Raw genomic sequence first — 15,986 nt, forward strand, 5'->3', positions numbered from 1 at the left:
ATGACGTGGATACGCAACCCGACGACTCAACGATCCCGGAGCAGTCCACGCATTTTTCGGCATCGTCTGGAAATGACCTGACGGTCTTGCTAAGAAAGAGGTCAAGGGATCAGATCAACTCTGACCTGCGCTAGCGAATCAAGGAAGCCTCGCACTATGTCACCATCGCCCAAGACATTAGACGTCATCGATATTCCAGAACACTGTGGTAATGCCCCACGGTCACCAGGCTGTTGAGTCGTGGCTGCAGACACAACCGGCTGTATCAGCTTTGTATCTGAAGACCATCAGCACCCACGGCACCGAGTGCGGTGCAGATGGGAGTGTCGTTGGGGACGACGGGGCAGAAACCGCCTTTAGTCATGTGTTCAGCTTTGCAGGCCACGCAAAAACGGCACAGATCAGGACCGTCCGAAGCTACCTGGTCTCGCTGAAGACTCCTATGACACGTTAAGGGTGTGGGCCGAATACCGACCCACACCCCGTCCGCATCAGCCTTTAGACGCGGTCCCAGAATCTGTGCTGGGCAATAGCATCAACGAAAGCATCGCCAAACGAGGATTCATGTTGTGCCAAGACCACCCCATCATGCTGACCTTCGGTGGGCAGGTTGAGGTACGTCTCACCAGTGCTTGCCACCCCGATGGGTTTGAAGAACTTATAGGCCATGCGGGCGAATTCCGTCATGTGTTCATCAAATAGTTTCTGGTCTTCTGAACTGCCGCCGACTACGTAGTAGGCATCAAATTGCGCCGGGTGCGCAGTTACAAACGATGTATCCACGGGCAGCTCCAGACCGTTGGCGCCGGCTACCATCCCCAGCTTGTCGCTGACGATGTGGACGAACGCGCCTGCGGCTTGCAATGCGTCGAGTGTTTGTCGCACTTCATCATCCTGGAACCCTTGACCAATCAGTACCCCGACCTTTTGGGTTGCGGCACTATGTGGCGTGGTGGTCATACTCAAGGCAGGGGACGCCTCGTCGTAGGCAACGTGGGTGCCTTCGGGTGGGTTCACGCCGATGTTGCGGGCGAGCTCGATCGCCAAAGTCTCGTCGACATTGGCGAACATATCCACCGTCTGCTGACGAACCGATGCGCTGACGACCTTGCCCAGATGATAGCTGAAGGACTTGATGATGTCCTGCTGCTCAACGGTCGTCATGCTATTCCAGAACATGCGAGCCTGCGAGAAGTGATCATCAAATTTTTCGCTCGGCAGCTGCCGGGTAACGTGGCCTTCTACTTCTGCTGGGTAGTCTGAAACCCTTGCCGACTCCGCCGCATCCGATGGGGTGTTCTCAGCCAGTGAGTTCTTATGGTAGGTCACCATGTCAGTATCGATGTCGTGCCGCACGTGCCCATCGCGTTGGTTATTGTGCACCGGAATGATCGGCTGGTTGATCGGGATGTTATTGATATTGGCGGTACCTAACCGGTGATAATCCGTATCACGATACGCAAACGAGCGGCCCTGTAAGACAGGGTCGTGAGAGAATTCGATACCCGGTACCAGTGAGGCCGGGTCAAAGGAGGACTGTTCCTCTTCGGCAAACGCATTATCCACGAGTCGATTGAGCGTCATGGTCCCAACGATTTCTACGGGCACGACTTCTTCGGGCCAGAATTTGGTGTCGTCGAGGATGTCGAAATCGTAGGCGAATTCATCCTCCTCAGCGATCAGCTGCACACCGAGATCATATTTCGGATAAGCGCCCGCTTGGATGGCTTCGATCATGTCGTTGCGGTGGAAATCTGGATCGACGCCGCCAAGGATATCGGCTTCTTCCAGGAGCAGCCCGTGGACACCGAGGTGAGGTTTCCACACGAAGCGAGCAAACGTCGATTTGCCCTCCGCATTGATGAACCGGAATGTGTTAATCGGCCAGGCTTCCATCATGCGCCAACTTCTGGGCCGTGCGCGCATGGATTGCAGCCACATGACCATGTGTGCGGATTCTTGGTTGTTGACCACCCAGTCCCATAGCGTGTCATGCGCTGATGCGGCCTGCGGGACCGCGGTCTTCGGGTTGGGTTTGATGGCGTGAGTGAAGTCCACAAACTTCATGGCATCTTTGATGATGAACACACCAAATGACAGGGCAAGGTTGTCGTAGTTACCCTCTTGGGTGTAAAACTTCGTGGCAAAACCGCGCACATCGATCGCGGTGTCTTTGGAACCTTTGCTCCCAATGAATGTGGAGAGACGAACAAAAGTTGGGGTTTTGATTCCTGGCTCAGACAAGAAGTGCGCCTTGGTCACATGACGTAGGGATTTGGTCAGCTCAAATTCACCGTGCACACCAAATCCGCGAGCGTGCACAACCTTCTCCGGGATACGTTCCCTGCTGAAGTGCGATTGCTTCCGATAGAAGTCGGGGTCATGCAACAGAGCCGGTCCACGTCGTCCAGCCCGCAGGGATTGCTCATTGTCTACCGCTGGAACACCAGAGTCTTGCCTCAAAGCTTCGCCCGTGTTCTGCTTCTTGAGCTCGTTGAGTTGATCGATCTTTGCGTTGCTTGATGGGGGCTTCTGTGCCATAGGAATCTTCCTTCCGCCGTCCATGGAGCTGTGTACTGCGAGTCAAAGGACCCTTTATCTAGCCTGGCTGGAACATTTCGCGATTCCAAGAGTTCGTGAGCGGGATAATCGTCGCTCATGCAGGGGGAGAGGATGTGCGGATTCTATTCGTATTGCACGGTCACTCGGGCTGTCCATAATGGCCCTCATTGGCATGCTTGTTGACCAGCTCTTGGTGCTGGAAAAGTTCGGTACAGGCTGTGTGCCGCCGGGCCGGTCTGCCACGAATCTGCGCAGTTCTTTCTGGACGATCGTCCGGCTGGAAACCATAATGCTGTCCGCGGCTTATCTCCTGACGGAGAATACCTGAGACGTAGACCGTTGCGTGTTACCTCTGTGGGACAGACGATACTTGGCACCTGATAACATCCGCTTAGACTTGAATCCCGACCTGTTTCACAATGTGAGGTAATTACCCCGTGTCACGACTCGTTTTCGAACCCATCACTTTGCGCGGTATGACCGCACGCAACCGGCTGTGGGTCCCGCCGATGTGCCAATACAGTGTCGAAGCCCAAGACGGCGTAGCCACTGACTGGCATATGGTCCACCTGGGTGGGCTGGCCCGCGGGGGAGCAGGGGCCGTGATTGTCGAAGCGACCGCAGTGACACCCGAAGGACGGATCTCTCCGCAGGATCTCGGCCTATGGAACGACGAACAGCGCGACGCGCTGGCCCCCATCGTCGGTTTTATGCAATCCCAGGGTACGAAAGCCGGAATCCAACTAGCTCATGCCGGACGAAAAGCCAGTACGTATCGTACATTCGAGCCGGAGCGTTCCGGCAGTGTGCCCGTATCTGATGGCGGTTGGCAGACCGTCGCGCCATCGGCTCTCGCCTACCCAGAGCTCGCGGAGCCCCAAGCCCTTGACCAGGCTGGCATCAAGCAGCTGATCGCAGCGTTTCAAGCTGCTGCACGTCGTGCGGTGGATGCGGGCTTTGATTTCATCGAGGTTCACGGTGCGCACGGCTACCTGCTACACGAATTTTTGTCACCGCTGAGTAATACGCGTGACGACGATTATGGTGGCTCGTTGGAAAACCGAGCACGGTTCTTGCTGCAAGTAGTCGACGTCATCCGCGAGGAGGTACCAGACGACATGCCCTTATTCGTGCGTCTGTCGGCTGTGGACTGGATCGATACCGGACTGACAATTGACGACACCGTTCAGGTGGTCCGTTGGTTGGACGAACACGGTGTGGATCTGATCGATGTCTCCTCGGGATCAAACCTGCCCGCGAAGATCCCTTCTGGCCCGGGCTACCAGGTGAAATTTGCCGAAACTATCCGTGAGCGTACTGGTGTTCCGACCGCGGCGGTCGGCCTGATCACGCAGCCTTTCCAGGCCGAACACATCCTGACCACGGGCCAGGCCGATGTCGTGTTAGTGGGCCGGGAATCCTTACGCAATGCGAATTTTCCCATTCATGCCGCCCAGGTGCTGCGCCATAAGACCCCGCCGACTCCGATCCAATATCACCGGGCGTACCGCTAAACGTCGCCGGCCAAAAGGTCTTCTAGAGCGTCAAGGTCACGCAGCGTAATTGTGTCGTCGTCGACACCAATCAACCCTTTTGTTTTCAACCGCCCCAAGGCTCGGCTGAAGGACTCCGGTGTGGTGCCCAATAATGAAGCCACGTCTTTCTTCTCTAACGGCAAGCGCACCGTGATGAGGCCTTCGGAAGGACTATGGCGCAGCACAGGTTGCTGTAGGAGGTAGTCGGCGAGTCGGACATCGACGCTCTGGGTGTTCAATACCAACTGGTGTTCAGTTTGTGCCAGGCGGTCACCCAGAGTCCGCAGCATGCGATGAGCAATGTCAGGGTAGCGCTGAATCAGGCCTGTCAGGTCCTCATGGACAAACACACATAATCGGGTGCCATCCATGGCCTCGGCTTCGTCAAGCGTGGGACTGCTGGTCAAGAATGCATGCTCGCCTACTGTGTCACCGGGCTGTGCCACCCGGAGCAATAACTTCCGGCCGCTAGGCAGGACTCGATACAATTTCACTTGGCCTGAATGCACCACAAACATTTTGCCTGTCCGTTCACCGACGCTATGCACGAGTTCACCGTCATCTAAAATCTGCGGACGTGCCATGGTCGCCACCAGATCTTGTTGGTCTGGCGTCAGCCCAGCAAAGATCGCCACTCGGCGGACACAGTTATCATCGTGGAGCGTGATGTCTCGAATCGGTATTTCCCGCATGCTGACAGGCTACAACAGCTCATGAACATGCGGCTTGGATGGGCTTGATGAAAATGGACTTGGTCAGATTGGTGCCCGCTTGGCAGACCTAGAGGGCTCCGAAGTCTACGTCGCCAAAATTAAAGAGGACGTCTGGGAGCAAGCCAAGGCCGCATTGTGCTGGTCGGCATGGGCAAGCTCGAAGCCACCATCGACACGAACGCCATGATATTGGGCCAAGTCGAATTGGTCGGTTCCAACGGTGGGTCTAAAGACGATATCGCTGCTGTCATGAAGTGGATTGCTCCTGGTGATCTGGAACCAACCCTGAGCGTCATTGACTTTGAAGAAATTGCTGACGGCGTCGAGCGTCTCAAGCGCGGTGAAGTAACCGGCCATCTCGTCGCAAAAGTCGCAGAGTAAAACCCTCCACGCAGAGAGTCTCAAACGCGCCTACCGAGAGCCCATCGGTAGGCGCGTTCAGTCTTAAAGCATGACGGCATCTGCTGCTTCGGCGATGGTCGGATATTTGAACTGGTACCCGTTATCGTCCAGCACTTCTGACCGGGCACGGGTACTGCTCATTAACAGTCCGGGTTCCTTGCGAATAATGCTCATTCCCATGCTCAACAAGGTCGCCGGGATCGGGATGTTGCGTGTGCCAAGCCACGGGGCGAGCGCATTGATGACCTCGGACAGTCGAGTCTGATGCGGTGCAACCGCGACCACAATTCTGGGTGGCTGATCAACGGTGAGGAGATACTCGATGATCCCGAACCAGTCCTCCTCATGAATCCACGGTAGGTAGCCGTCAATGTTTGGGCGAGTCTTGGACATCGCCATGGCTGTAAGTCCCAATGTGATTTCCGTTTCAGGCCCAAGCACCACGCCGGTTCGTATGATGATCGCACCGTGAGGGGCTGCGGCTTCCCAGTCAGCAACGAGCTGCCCCATGCCCTTGATGCCGTCGAGGTCTGCGGTCGGGGCGGTCTGTTCGGTGAATTCCGTCGTGGATTTGGCATCCCACAGGGGTACAGCACTCCCTTGGATCCACCGGTGGAGTGTACCGCCCTGATGTTCAGCGGTGTTCACAGCATTCCTGAGTCGCTGCGTAGGGGCGATACGAGAGACGGCCAGCGCATCGACTTCGGTCGGCGAGAATTTAGCCCCCATGCGACGCCCGACCAGGTTGATGATATTAAACCCCGCATCATCCATGAGTTGTTCATGCAGGGGTGCCAGGTCATCTTCTCCCCAGCGGGTCTGAGGATAAGCCACCCCACTTTGTGGACTGCGAGTCAATACCATCACCCGCTTGCCAGCAGCAATCATACGGGTAGCTAACCGAGAGCCCAGATAACCGGACCCACCGGCGATAATATTCAACGGCTGGCTCGGATCCGCGCTGCCCGCCATCTTGAACATGCGTGCCCCGACGGCCCCAATATCTCCGGCTAGGGGATCGGCCAAGGCGGCGCCCAGAGGAGCAGCAAGAGGCCCCACCACTTCGATGTGACGGGTCAGTGTGGTCCCACCGTCGCTGGTAGCGTGCATCGTCCAACGTTGCTGCGTGTGGCCACCCGGTTGATTCTGCCGCCACGCAATTTCTTGATTTTCTCGAGCCGTCACAATCGTGGCCGGTGGTGCGGTGACAGCGTGAACAAATCCTCGGACTAAAGCTTTGGGGACTACCTTGACGGTATCGCCGGCTTGCAACCTGTTCCCAGCCATGTTGACCGGCGTGAACTTTTGTAGCTGGTCGTCAAATTGCAACCACGCACTAGGAGCCGAGAGCAGATCCCAGACCGCTTCGGTTGGTAGCGCCAGATAAATACTTTGTGTCCGCGAGAAACCCATAGGACCATCGTAAGCCCGTTAAAACACCGGTTGGCACCAACTCAGAAGATAAGTCGCTGCCAACCAGTATCCAGGCTTGTGGCAGATTATTTTGATGAGACAGTTTCTCGCATTTGTTCAAACTCTGAGGCAACCTCTGGGCCGGGCTTTGTCGTCAACAATGACACAATGGCCGCGACCACGAAGTGGGCGATAACTCCAGGAACAATCTCGTAGAGGTCAATAGCCTCCTTGATGGCCGGAACGGTACCCCACACATAGGACACCACCGCGCCAGCAACCATGCCGGCCAGCGCTCCCATACCCGTGACGCGTTTCCAGTACAGGGCCATCAAAATCATCGGTCCGAACGCGGCACCGAATCCGGCCCAGGCAAACCCAACGAGGTCTAATACGGTGGAATCCGGGTCCTGGGCGATGAGAATCGCAATGATAGTGACAACCACTACCGCGATACGCCCCAGCCACAACTGTTGCTTCTCACCCGGGTTGTGCTTGAACAATCCGTAAATATCTTCGACCAGCGCCGAAGCGGAAACCAGCAGCTGGGAGGACATTGTCGACATAATCGCCGCCAACACAGCAGCCAATACCAGCCCAGCCACAAAGGGATGAAAGAGGGTCTGCGACAGCAGGAGGAACACCGTCTCGGGATTGTTCAGTGGCTGCCCGGCATCATGGAACCACGCCACGCCAATCAGACCGGTCAACACAGCGCCACCCATACAGAGGATGACCCAACCGGTCCCGATACGACGAGCAGTTGTGATTGCGGCATGGCTTCGAATGGCAAAGAAGCGGGCCAGGATGTGTGGTTGCCCGAAGTATCCCAAACCCCACGCTAGACCAGAAATGACGACCAGCATTGAAGCGCCAGACCACCCACCACCGGTGAAGGACAGGTGATCGAGGCCTGCTTGGGCATCAGCTTCATCAATGAGGCTCATGACCCGACCGGGTCCACCCAGTTGGACCGTGGCGATAATGGGAACCGATACCAAAGCCGCCAGCATCAACAGACCTTGTGCCACATCGGTCAGTGATGCCCCCAGAAACCCACCGAACGCGGTGTAGACCAAAGTGACCCCACCGACGACGAAAACGCCGGTCAGATAATTCCAACCAAATGAAGATTCAAAGAACGCCCCGGATGCGACCATCATCGATGCGACATAGAAAACGAAGAAGACCAGAATAATGACGGCGGAGACGGAACGCAGCAGACGCGTGCGGTCCCGGAAGCGCAGCTCAAAGAAAGCCGGCATGGTAATCGAATCGCGGGTAATTTCGGAGTAGACCCGCAGTCGGGGAGCGACGATCATCCAGTTCATCCAGGTCCCCAGGGTAAGCCCGATGGCAATCCACGCTTCGATCAATCCAGTGGCATAGAGTGCACCGGGCAAGCCCATCAACAGCCAACCTGACATATCGGAGGCACCTGCGGAGAGCGCGGCTACTCGAGGTGATAAGTCTCGTCCAGCCAACAAAAAATCGCGACCGGTCTTGGTCCGTCGATACGCGTAATAGCCGATAACCAGCATTCCGATCAGGTACACAACAATGGCAGCCAGCTGATAGGCGTGTTCTTCACTCATAGCAAACATTATTCGCCATCGATACTTAATCGACAACTTTTTGCCACCTACGGCAAGGTCGTCGCCGGTCAGCAGCCTCACCCACTGCTGCAGAACGCTCGAGGGGACTACTCTTCTGCTCGGCTGGCGCCTTTAGAAAACCGGTGTCTCGCCAGTCGTTGCTATCCTCAAATCGAAGCTCCGGCGTATGCTGTGTGGCAACTCAAGTTTGGGAGCCACCGACGGGAGTCTCATGCCCACCACCTCGCAGCACACTTCGGATATCGCACCCTGGCAGCTGGATGACCAAGCGATCCAGCAGGTTCGCACCTGGTTGGCGCGGGCCACCAATATCACACCTGATGCCTCGGCACAGCAGCTGGCCGGAGTCCTCAAAGACCCCCACGGTTTAGGATTCACCGTGGGCTTTGTAGATCGCGTGATCCGACCAGAAGACAACGCGACAGCAGGACAGGCACTAGCAGGTATCGCGCAAAATGTGCCAGATTTCTTACCGTGGTATCTGCAAACCGCAGTCAAGGCCGGGGGCAAACTTGCTCGTATCGCGCCCGATGCGATCGTACCGACTGCACAGTCAGCACTTCGTTCACTGGTTGGCCACCTCGTGATCGATGCTCGCGACCCGCATCTTGGCCGGGCTATCAAACGCCTACGCACCGACGGGATCAGCCTCAATATTAATTTGCTTGGTGAGGCCATCCTGGGGCAGAACGAGGCAGAGAACCGCCTTGCCGCCACACTTGAGCTGATTCAACGAACAGACGTCGACTACGTCTCGGTCAAAGTTTCCGCCACGGTGGCACCGCATAACCACTGGGCCTATAACGAAGCCGTAGAGAACATTGTTGGCCAGTTGCGTCCGCTCTACCGAGCTGCAATGAACTCTGTTCCGGTGACGTTCATCAACTTGGACATGGAGGAATATAAAGACCTCGAGCTCACCCTGGATGTGTTTCGACGGCTCATTTCAGAACCCGAGTTCCAGCACTTTTCGTCCGGCATCGTCTTGCAGGCCTACCTGCCAGATGCCTATCAGGCCATGGTGGATCTGCAGGAATTTGCCGCACAACGGGTGGCACACGGCGAGGCGCCCATTAAAGTCCGGGTGGTCAAGGGCGCGAACTTGCCGATGGAAAAGGTCCAGGCGGCCATGCATGACTGGCCCCAAACCGTCTGGCCAACCAAACAGGATACCGACACCAACTACAAGCGGATACTGAATTATGCGCTCACCCCGCAACGCTTGGCGAATGTAGGAATCGGCGTTGCCGGGCATAACCTATTTGATATCGCCTTGGCCTATCTCCTGATGCAACATCGCGGTATTGAAATCAACGGCCCGGTGGATTTCGAGATGCTGCTGGGTATGGCGACCGCTCAGGCCGAGGCCGTCCGCGCCGATGTGGGGCGATTGCTGTTGTACACCCCCGTGGTCCATCCAGACGAATTCGATGTTGCGATCTCGTATCTTGTTCGACGGCTAGAAGAAGGCGCCTCGCAAGACAACTTCATGTCGGCGGTCTATGAACTCGGCGATCCTGAGCTATTCGATCGCGAGGCAGAGCGATTCCGGGCCTCACTTGCTCAGTTAGAAATCGAAGCGAACCTGATTCCGAAACCCCGTAGACAACAAAACCGTGCCATAGAAGACTACTCCCAGGCGTCACCACCGGAATTTGCTAACGCGGTGGATACCGATCCTGACTTGCCACAAAACCGTGCGTGGGGTCGAGCCATCCTAAATCGAATGGCTGATTCCAAGTTGGGCGAAGACCTGGTGGCCTCACACGAGGTCACCAGCCAGAAACAACTCAACGACGTCATCACCTCAGCCACAAAAGCTGGTGCAACCTGGCAGGATCTGCCACTACAGACCCGAAGCCAAGTCCTGATTCGCATCGGCGATCATCTGGCAAAAAATCGGGCTCGACTCATTGAGGTGATGGGCTCAGAGACTGGTAAGACCATCGATCGGGCCGACCCTGAAGTATCCGAAGGGATCGACTTTGCCCGCTATTACGGTCAACAGTGCCTGGAACTAGTGAACATCATTGGGGCGACGCCACATCCGGTGGGTTTGACCGTGGTAACACCGCCCTGGAATTTTCCGATGGCCATCCCCACCGGGTCAATCACCTCTGCACTGGCTGCCGGGTCCCCGGTGATCGTCAAGCCCGCGCCACAAGCCCAGCGCACTGTCGCCGTCATCGTCCAAGCCATCTGGGATGCTCTCGATGAGTTCGACCTACCGCATGAAATCGTCACGTATGTGATTGCTGACGAACATTCGGTTGGCTCGAATCTAGTGACCGATACCCGGGCCGAACGAGTGATCCTGACCGGGGGATACGAAACGGCCAAGCTGTTTACCGAGCTGCGTCCAGAGATGCCGCTGTTTGGCGAAACCTCGGGCAAAAACGCGATCATCGTCACGCCTTCGGCCGACCTCGATTTGGCCGTGGCCGACGTCGTGAATTCTGCCTTCAGCCACGCTGGCCAAAAATGCTCGGCAGCCTCCCTGGTGATCCTGGTCGGCCAAACTGCTCGCAGTAAACGTTTCCACCGACAACTGTTAGATGCAGTGAATTCCCTTATCGTTGATTACCCCACAAACCCGCAAGCGCAGATGGGTCCGGTTATTGAACCGCCCGGTGAGAAACTGACACGGGGGTTGACCAAGCTAGAAAACGGCCAGCGCTGGCACCTGCAACCCAAGCTTCTGGATGACACCGGCCGACTGTATTCGCCGGGCATCCGGTCAGGTATTCAACCGGGTTCCGAGTACCATATGACCGAGTATTTTGGCCCGGTCCTGGGCGTGATGGCGGCCCCAACCCTGCAGGCGGCCATCGACTATGTCAATGCGGTTCCGTATGGGCTGACCTCAGGCATTCATTCCCTTGACCCGGAGGAAATTGCGTTGTGGACCGACCAGGTCGTGGCAGGAAACCTCTACATCAACCGCGGGATTACCGGCGCAATCGTCCGGCGCCAACCCTTTGGCGGGTGGAAGCGTTCATCTATTGGTCCCGGGGCGAAAGCCGGCGGACCAAACTACCTGTTGGCCCTGACAGATTGGGCCGATGCTGCAGCTACGGTACCAACGATCCAGGACGATCTGGCTGCACACCTCAGAAAGACCACCAGTTCAGTACTGGATGCGGTTGATGCCAGGTGGTTGACCCAGGCTGTTGCCCATGACGCCACAGCTGTGGAGACCTATACCGGCCAGCACGACATTTCGAATCTGCAAGTCGAAGTAAACATTCTGCGATACCGTCCGGTGCCGGTCACCATACGGGTCACAGACACCGACTCGAAGGCCCTCGCCCAAGCGCTCCGGGTCGGATATGCCGGCATTCGCGCTCAACGCGCTGTTGCCACCGGTAAGGGCACCGGGGCGTTGCCGATGAATATACTCTCTTTGCCCTCCCACACTCCCGAAGCCCTCACCAAAGCATTCAACGCGACGAATGTGCGCGTCGTCTTTGAAGATACGACGTCGTGGTTGGAACGCGCTCGGAGTTTGGCCCAGGCAGACCCAACGAAAGGATCTCAGCGCATTCGGCTCATTGGTGATGACGAGACAGCGGCCACGATCAAAGTTACAGTTCAGACCCCAGAAGTTGCCGTATACCGGCAGCCGGTCACTTCGGCGGGCCGATTAGAGATGCTGCCGTTTCTTCGGGAACAGTCGGTGACGATGACAGCTCACCGATTTGGCACCATCAACGATCTACCGCAGCAAGCTCTCGGAGAGATACATTTCGGTTAATCGCTGCCAAAGAACTTCAAGCTACGGTCAAAAACGCTGTCGATCATCGGGTTTTTTTGGAGTGTCATGGCGCGTCGAGGCGTCGGTTTGCTTGCGGTCATATGCCCGCATTTGACTCCAGGAAAACAAGACGACGGCAAACAGCAACATGAGCCATGATCGCTCTGATCCGAAAAATGTTTCGTTGTTGATGAGCACCGCTAAGAGTTCCACGACGACAACAACAATGGCACCCACCATCCCACCGACCAGAGCGGCTTTCATCTTGCCATGCATATTGTTGTCCTCCTGACGTGTTGGGATCACTGCTGTTCAGCGTCGCTGAGGGAATCCTGCCAAGCTTGATGCAGTTGTGCAAATTGCCCACCGGCTTCAATGAGTTCTTCGGGCGTGCCGTCTTCAACAATTTGTCCGCCTTCGACAACCAAGACTCGATCGGCAATCATCACCGTTGAGAGGCGGTGAGCGATAATAAATGACGTGCGCTCTCCAAGCAGTTCTTTGAGGCCTTCTTGGACGAGGGCTTCGGTTGGTGCATCAAGTGACGACGTCGCCTCATCCAGGATCAAGACCGTTGGATCGGCTAGAAAGGCCCGAGCAAAGGAGACTAGCTGACGTTGACCAGCAGACATGCGACCACCTTTGGCTCGCACATCGGTATCAAATCCCTCTGGGAGCTTGTCGATAAAGGTATCAGCACCGATAATTGCTGCAGCTGCTCGGATCTCTTCTCGAGATGCTGCAGGATTACCGATCGCAATGTTCTGTGCTACTGAACCCGAAAACAAATACGACTCCTGGGTTACCATCACAATGTGTTGGGTCAGGGTTTCCATGTCGAGGTCTTTGAGATTGACGCCGTCCAGGGTAATGGTCCCATTGCTGGGGTCGTAAAACCGGGCCATGAGCTTCGCGATGGTCGACTTGCCCGCACCCGTTGAGCCGACGATAGCAACGGTTTGTCCCGCCGGGACGTGCAGCGAGGTCGGCTGGAGCGCCAAGGGGAGATCATCGTGATACCGGAACGAGACGTCGTGGAATTCGATCTCTCCGGATGCTTTTTCTAATGCGACTGGTTCCTGGGGATTCGTGACCGAGGGTTTTTCTGCCAGAAGGCCAGAGATCTTTTCCAGTGCGGCCACCGCTGACTGAAATGTGTTGTAGAAGTTCGCTATTTCGTCGATCGGTTGGAAGAAGCGGCGGGCGTAGAGGACCAGCGCAATGAGCACACCAACCTGCAGCTCGCCTCCGAGCACGCGGAAACCACCAACCATCAACACCGCGGCGATGGTGATGGAGGAGAGCCAGCGCAAGGTTGGTTGATAAATGCCAAACAGCTGAATCGAGCGCAACGCGGACTGCCGGTGATCTTCAGCAAGCTGCTCGTAGCGTTCGCCATTTGCCTGCTGGCGGCGGTACGTTTTCACTGCACGAATGCCCGAGACGGTTTCGACGAAATGCGAGATCAGGCGGGCGGAGTTCGTCTGGATCTGGCGGTAGATTACCGAAGACCGCTTCTGGAACCACACGGTGAGCATCGTGGCGGGCACCAACAGACCGGCCATGACCACACCGGAGGGCAGATCCATGGTCAGAATCAGCACCATGGTAAAGACCATTTGCAGTACGGATCCGACCATAATGTCTAGCCCCGAGTTCAACAGCTGGGCCAGCGCATCCATATCGGAGGTCTGGCGGGCGACGGTGCGTCCGGAGGCATAGGATTCGTGAAACTTCATGTCGAGCCGCTGGCTATGCAAAAACAGTCGTCGTCGTAATCCATACAGCATGGTCTGACCAAGTGTCATATTCCAGCGGATGAACACATACATCAGCCCGCCGGCTACCAAAGCAGCCACGATCTGGGCGACTGAAGCTGCCACCGCCGGGGTGGCGTTGCCCTCGAGTAGGGCTGGGATGCCGTTATCGATACCCCAGGCAATGATCGCCGGACCGGCCACTGATGCCAATTGGGCAATGACGACAACTATCGAAAGACCTGCGAGCTGCCATCGATACGGTTGCAGTAACGTACCCAGCAGCCGAAGCGAGGCCCGCCGTTCAGCGCGCGTCATCCGCTGGTAGTCTGCTGCCCCTGTACCCCGTGCACGTCCAGAACCGCTCATGATTGCACCTCCCAGGCATCTTCAGTCTGACTGGCCATAATATAGCGGTACCGAGCTGAGGTTCGGAGTAATTCCTGGTGGGTTCCAACCGCTACGATTTTCCCGTCGTCCAGTAGCGCGACTCGATCTGCCAGGGCAACGGTCGAGGACCGATGCGCGATGATAAAGGTGGTCGTGTTATCTAGTACTTCGCGCAGCTGGGCGATGACTCGTTCTTCGGTTTTAGTATCCAGCGCCGACAGCGGATCATCCAGCAGTAGCAGCGCTGGACGCGAGGCAATCGCCCGGGCTAAAGCGATGCGTTGTCGCTGGCCTCCGGACAACGAGAAACCTTGTTCACCGATATGCGTATCGAGCCCCTGGGCCAGGCCGGCAACAAAACCTGCATCCGCGGCGTGCAGGGCTTCCCAAGCAATGTCTTCTTGAACGTCCTCCGGAAGGGCTGGATCAACCCCAAGAAGCACGTTCTCTCGCACTGAGAAAGAAAACAGTGTCGTATCTTCGAATGCAAAGGCCGTGAGACGACGGAGATCATCCAGGTCCATATCGTGCACGGAGACGCCATCTATTGCGATGCGACCCCCGGTGATGTCAAAAATACGTGGCACCAATTGCAACAGCGTCGATTTTCCATTGCCTGTCACACCGACCAACGCCAGAGTTTCACCGGGACGAATATGCAGGTTCACGCCACGGAATAAGTCCGGTGTGTCCTCTGGCGCATCATGAAAGCGAAAGTGCACGTCTTCCATGACCAGTTCCCCGGTTGCGTTATCAAAGTCCACCCCAGCCGAGTTTTTCGGAGAAACAATCGTATTTTCGGTATCCATAACTTCGAAATACCGTTCCAAGGCGGTGGTGGTCTGGACTGCCTGGCCAAAGAGCATGCCCAACATCCTGGTGGGACCGACGACCAGCGTGGCTGTGGCGAAGAAACTGGCCAATTCACCGACGTTCATGGCGCCAGCATTGACCTGCAGGAGCCCGAGGAGTAAGCAGATCCCAAGCATCGTCTCGGGTAGTGCCAGCATGAACATGTCAAACCTGGCCAGGGTGGTGGCTTTACGAATTTCATTATTCCGGAGCGAGACCGCATCGGTATCGAAATTTGACAGTGCTTGCTTGCTGCGTCCAAACGCTTTGAGTACCCGGATACCTTGGACAGACTGCTCTACCGTCGTAGAGATTTCACCGTTGAGATCCTGAGAGCGACGTGTCAGGACCGAGTAATCACGCTGGAACCGGTACGTTAGCACCACAATAGGTATAACGATGACCAGAAAGATGCTCGCTAGCAGTATCGAGGACCGTGACATCATAAAGATCCCCACCAGCACGGTGGCGGCCGAAGAGACCGTCATGATCATGCCAAACGCAATCCAGCGGCGGATCTGTGTCACGTCCTGCTGGGAACGGGACAGTAACTGGCCGGAACCCCAATCATTGTGAAATGCCACCGGCATATCAAGGATGCGGGTATAAAACCGAACACGCATTTGGCGCTCGGTTTCCGTTGAGGGGCCAACAGCAAAAATACGGCGCAACCATAGCAACACCGCCTCCACCAGCCCTAGGGCGATGACCACGCCACCTGCAATCCAGACGGTCGTTGCCGTGGGGGAGGTGTCCAAGCTATTGACCAGAAATTCGAGCACCTGGGGGATCATGAGCCCCACGATGGACGCCGCAATCGTGACGATCAACCCCATATAAAGACGGGGTCGGATGGGCTGAATGATCCGCCATAAGCGTGCCATGGCTGCTTTCATGAACCATGCCTCCTATGACTGAACCGTTGGAACCGTTATCCCGCCTATAGTAGTGCTCTCAAGCTCACGAACTAAACAGATCCTGTCGAAGCGAAA

Annotated in this window: 10 protein-coding genes; 3 read left to right on the forward strand and 7 right to left on the reverse strand. The window is 56.4% G+C overall.

The genetic code is table 11. From position 1 onward, the window contains the following. Positions 1 to 498: 498 nt before the first annotated feature. Complete coding sequence (locus FB556_RS05895) at positions 499 to 2,541, reverse strand: catalase (RefSeq protein ID WP_141865749.1); 2,043 nt, start codon at positions 2,539 to 2,541, stop codon at positions 499 to 501. Positions 2,542 to 2,999: 458 nt separating this feature from the next. Here FB556_RS05895 and FB556_RS05900 point away from each other — a divergent pair, with 458 nt between their 5' ends. Next, positions 3,000 to 4,076: an NADH:flavin oxidoreductase/NADH oxidase gene (locus FB556_RS05900; RefSeq protein WP_141865751.1), complete on the forward strand. Its 1,077-nt coding sequence runs from the start codon at positions 3,000 to 3,002 to the stop codon at positions 4,074 to 4,076. On the opposite strand, the gene FB556_RS05905 is transcribed toward FB556_RS05900, so the two are convergent. Next, positions 4,073 to 4,789, reverse strand: coding sequence for a Crp/Fnr family transcriptional regulator (locus FB556_RS05905; protein WP_141865753.1), 717 nt, complete (start codon positions 4,787 to 4,789; stop codon positions 4,073 to 4,075). The genes FB556_RS05900 and FB556_RS05905 overlap by 4 nt on opposite strands. 156 nt (positions 4,790 to 4,945) lie before the next feature. On the opposite strand from FB556_RS05905, the gene FB556_RS05910 reads away from it, so the two are divergent. Then, a complete protein-coding gene (locus FB556_RS05910; RefSeq protein WP_141865755.1) occupies positions 4,946 to 5,191 on the forward strand; it encodes an MDR/zinc-dependent alcohol dehydrogenase-like family protein in 246 nt (81 codons plus the stop codon). 63 nt (positions 5,192 to 5,254) lie between these two features. Here the strand turns inward: FB556_RS05910 and FB556_RS05915 are convergent, their stop codons facing one another. Both FB556_RS05915 and putP read right to left on the reverse strand, forming a co-directional pair. Next, positions 5,255 to 6,625: a DUF1731 domain-containing protein gene (locus FB556_RS05915; protein ID WP_141865757.1), complete on the reverse strand. Its 1,371-nt coding sequence runs from the start codon at positions 6,623 to 6,625 to the stop codon at positions 5,255 to 5,257. Positions 6,626 to 6,711: 86 nt separating this feature from the next. After that, positions 6,712 to 8,220 carry a sodium/proline symporter PutP gene (putP, locus tag FB556_RS05920; protein WP_141865759.1) on the reverse strand — a complete coding sequence of 503 codons (1,509 nt, stop codon included), beginning with the start codon at positions 8,218 to 8,220 and terminating at the stop codon, positions 6,712 to 6,714. Between the two features lie 232 nt (positions 8,221 to 8,452). On the opposite strand from putP, the gene FB556_RS05925 reads away from it, so the two are divergent. Next, entirely contained in the window at positions 8,453 to 11,995 is a 3,543-nt protein-coding gene (locus FB556_RS05925) for a bifunctional proline dehydrogenase/L-glutamate gamma-semialdehyde dehydrogenase (protein ID WP_141865761.1), read from the forward strand. 27 nt (positions 11,996 to 12,022) lie between these two features. Here FB556_RS05925 and FB556_RS05930 read toward each other — a convergent pair whose 3' ends face one another. From FB556_RS05930 to FB556_RS05940, 3 genes are read right to left on the reverse strand one after another with little or no spacing between them, the layout of a single operon-like run. Further along, positions 12,023 to 12,271 (reverse strand): hypothetical protein, encoded by a 249-nt coding sequence (locus tag FB556_RS05930; protein WP_141865763.1) that lies wholly within the window; start codon positions 12,269 to 12,271, stop codon positions 12,023 to 12,025. Between the two features lie 26 nt (positions 12,272 to 12,297). Continuing rightward, positions 12,298 to 14,121: an ABC transporter ATP-binding protein gene (locus tag FB556_RS05935; protein ID WP_141865765.1), complete on the reverse strand. Its 1,824-nt coding sequence runs from the start codon at positions 14,119 to 14,121 to the stop codon at positions 12,298 to 12,300. Next, the gene (locus tag FB556_RS05940; protein WP_141865767.1) at positions 14,118 to 15,890 is read right to left on the reverse strand and encodes an ABC transporter ATP-binding protein; all 1,773 of its coding nucleotides are present in this window, start codon (positions 15,888 to 15,890) and stop codon (positions 14,118 to 14,120) included. Before FB556_RS05940 ends, FB556_RS05935 begins: the two co-directional genes overlap by 4 nt. Between the last annotated feature and the right edge of the window lie 96 nt (positions 15,891 to 15,986).

The sequence above is a fragment of the Enteractinococcus coprophilus genome (genome assembly GCF_006716305.1).
Classification (GTDB): Bacteria; Actinomycetota; Actinomycetes; order Actinomycetales; family Micrococcaceae; genus Yaniella; species Yaniella coprophila.

Coding starts and splice junctions, on each gene's coding strand:
- FB556_RS05935 (WP_141865765.1), bottom strand. CDS start 14,121: ATGAGCGGTTCTGGACGTGCACGGGGTACAGGGGCAGCAGACTACCAG.
- FB556_RS05940 (WP_141865767.1), bottom strand. CDS start 15,890: ATGAAAGCAGCCATGGCACGCTTATGGCGGATCATTCAGCCCATCCGA.
- FB556_RS05915 (WP_141865757.1), bottom strand. CDS start 6,625: ATGGGTTTCTCGCGGACACAAAGTATTTATCTGGCGCTACCAACCGAA.
- putP (WP_141865759.1), bottom strand. CDS start 8,220: ATGAGTGAAGAACACGCCTATCAGCTGGCTGCCATTGTTGTGTACCTG.
- FB556_RS05925 (WP_141865761.1), top strand. CDS start 8,453: ATGCCCACCACCTCGCAGCACACTTCGGATATCGCACCCTGGCAGCTG.
- FB556_RS05930 (WP_141865763.1), bottom strand. CDS start 12,271: ATGCATGGCAAGATGAAAGCCGCTCTGGTCGGTGGGATGGTGGGTGCC.
- FB556_RS05895 (WP_141865749.1), bottom strand. CDS start 2,541: ATGGCACAGAAGCCCCCATCAAGCAACGCAAAGATCGATCAACTCAAC.
- FB556_RS05905 (WP_141865753.1), bottom strand. CDS start 4,789: ATGCGGGAAATACCGATTCGAGACATCACGCTCCACGATGATAACTGT.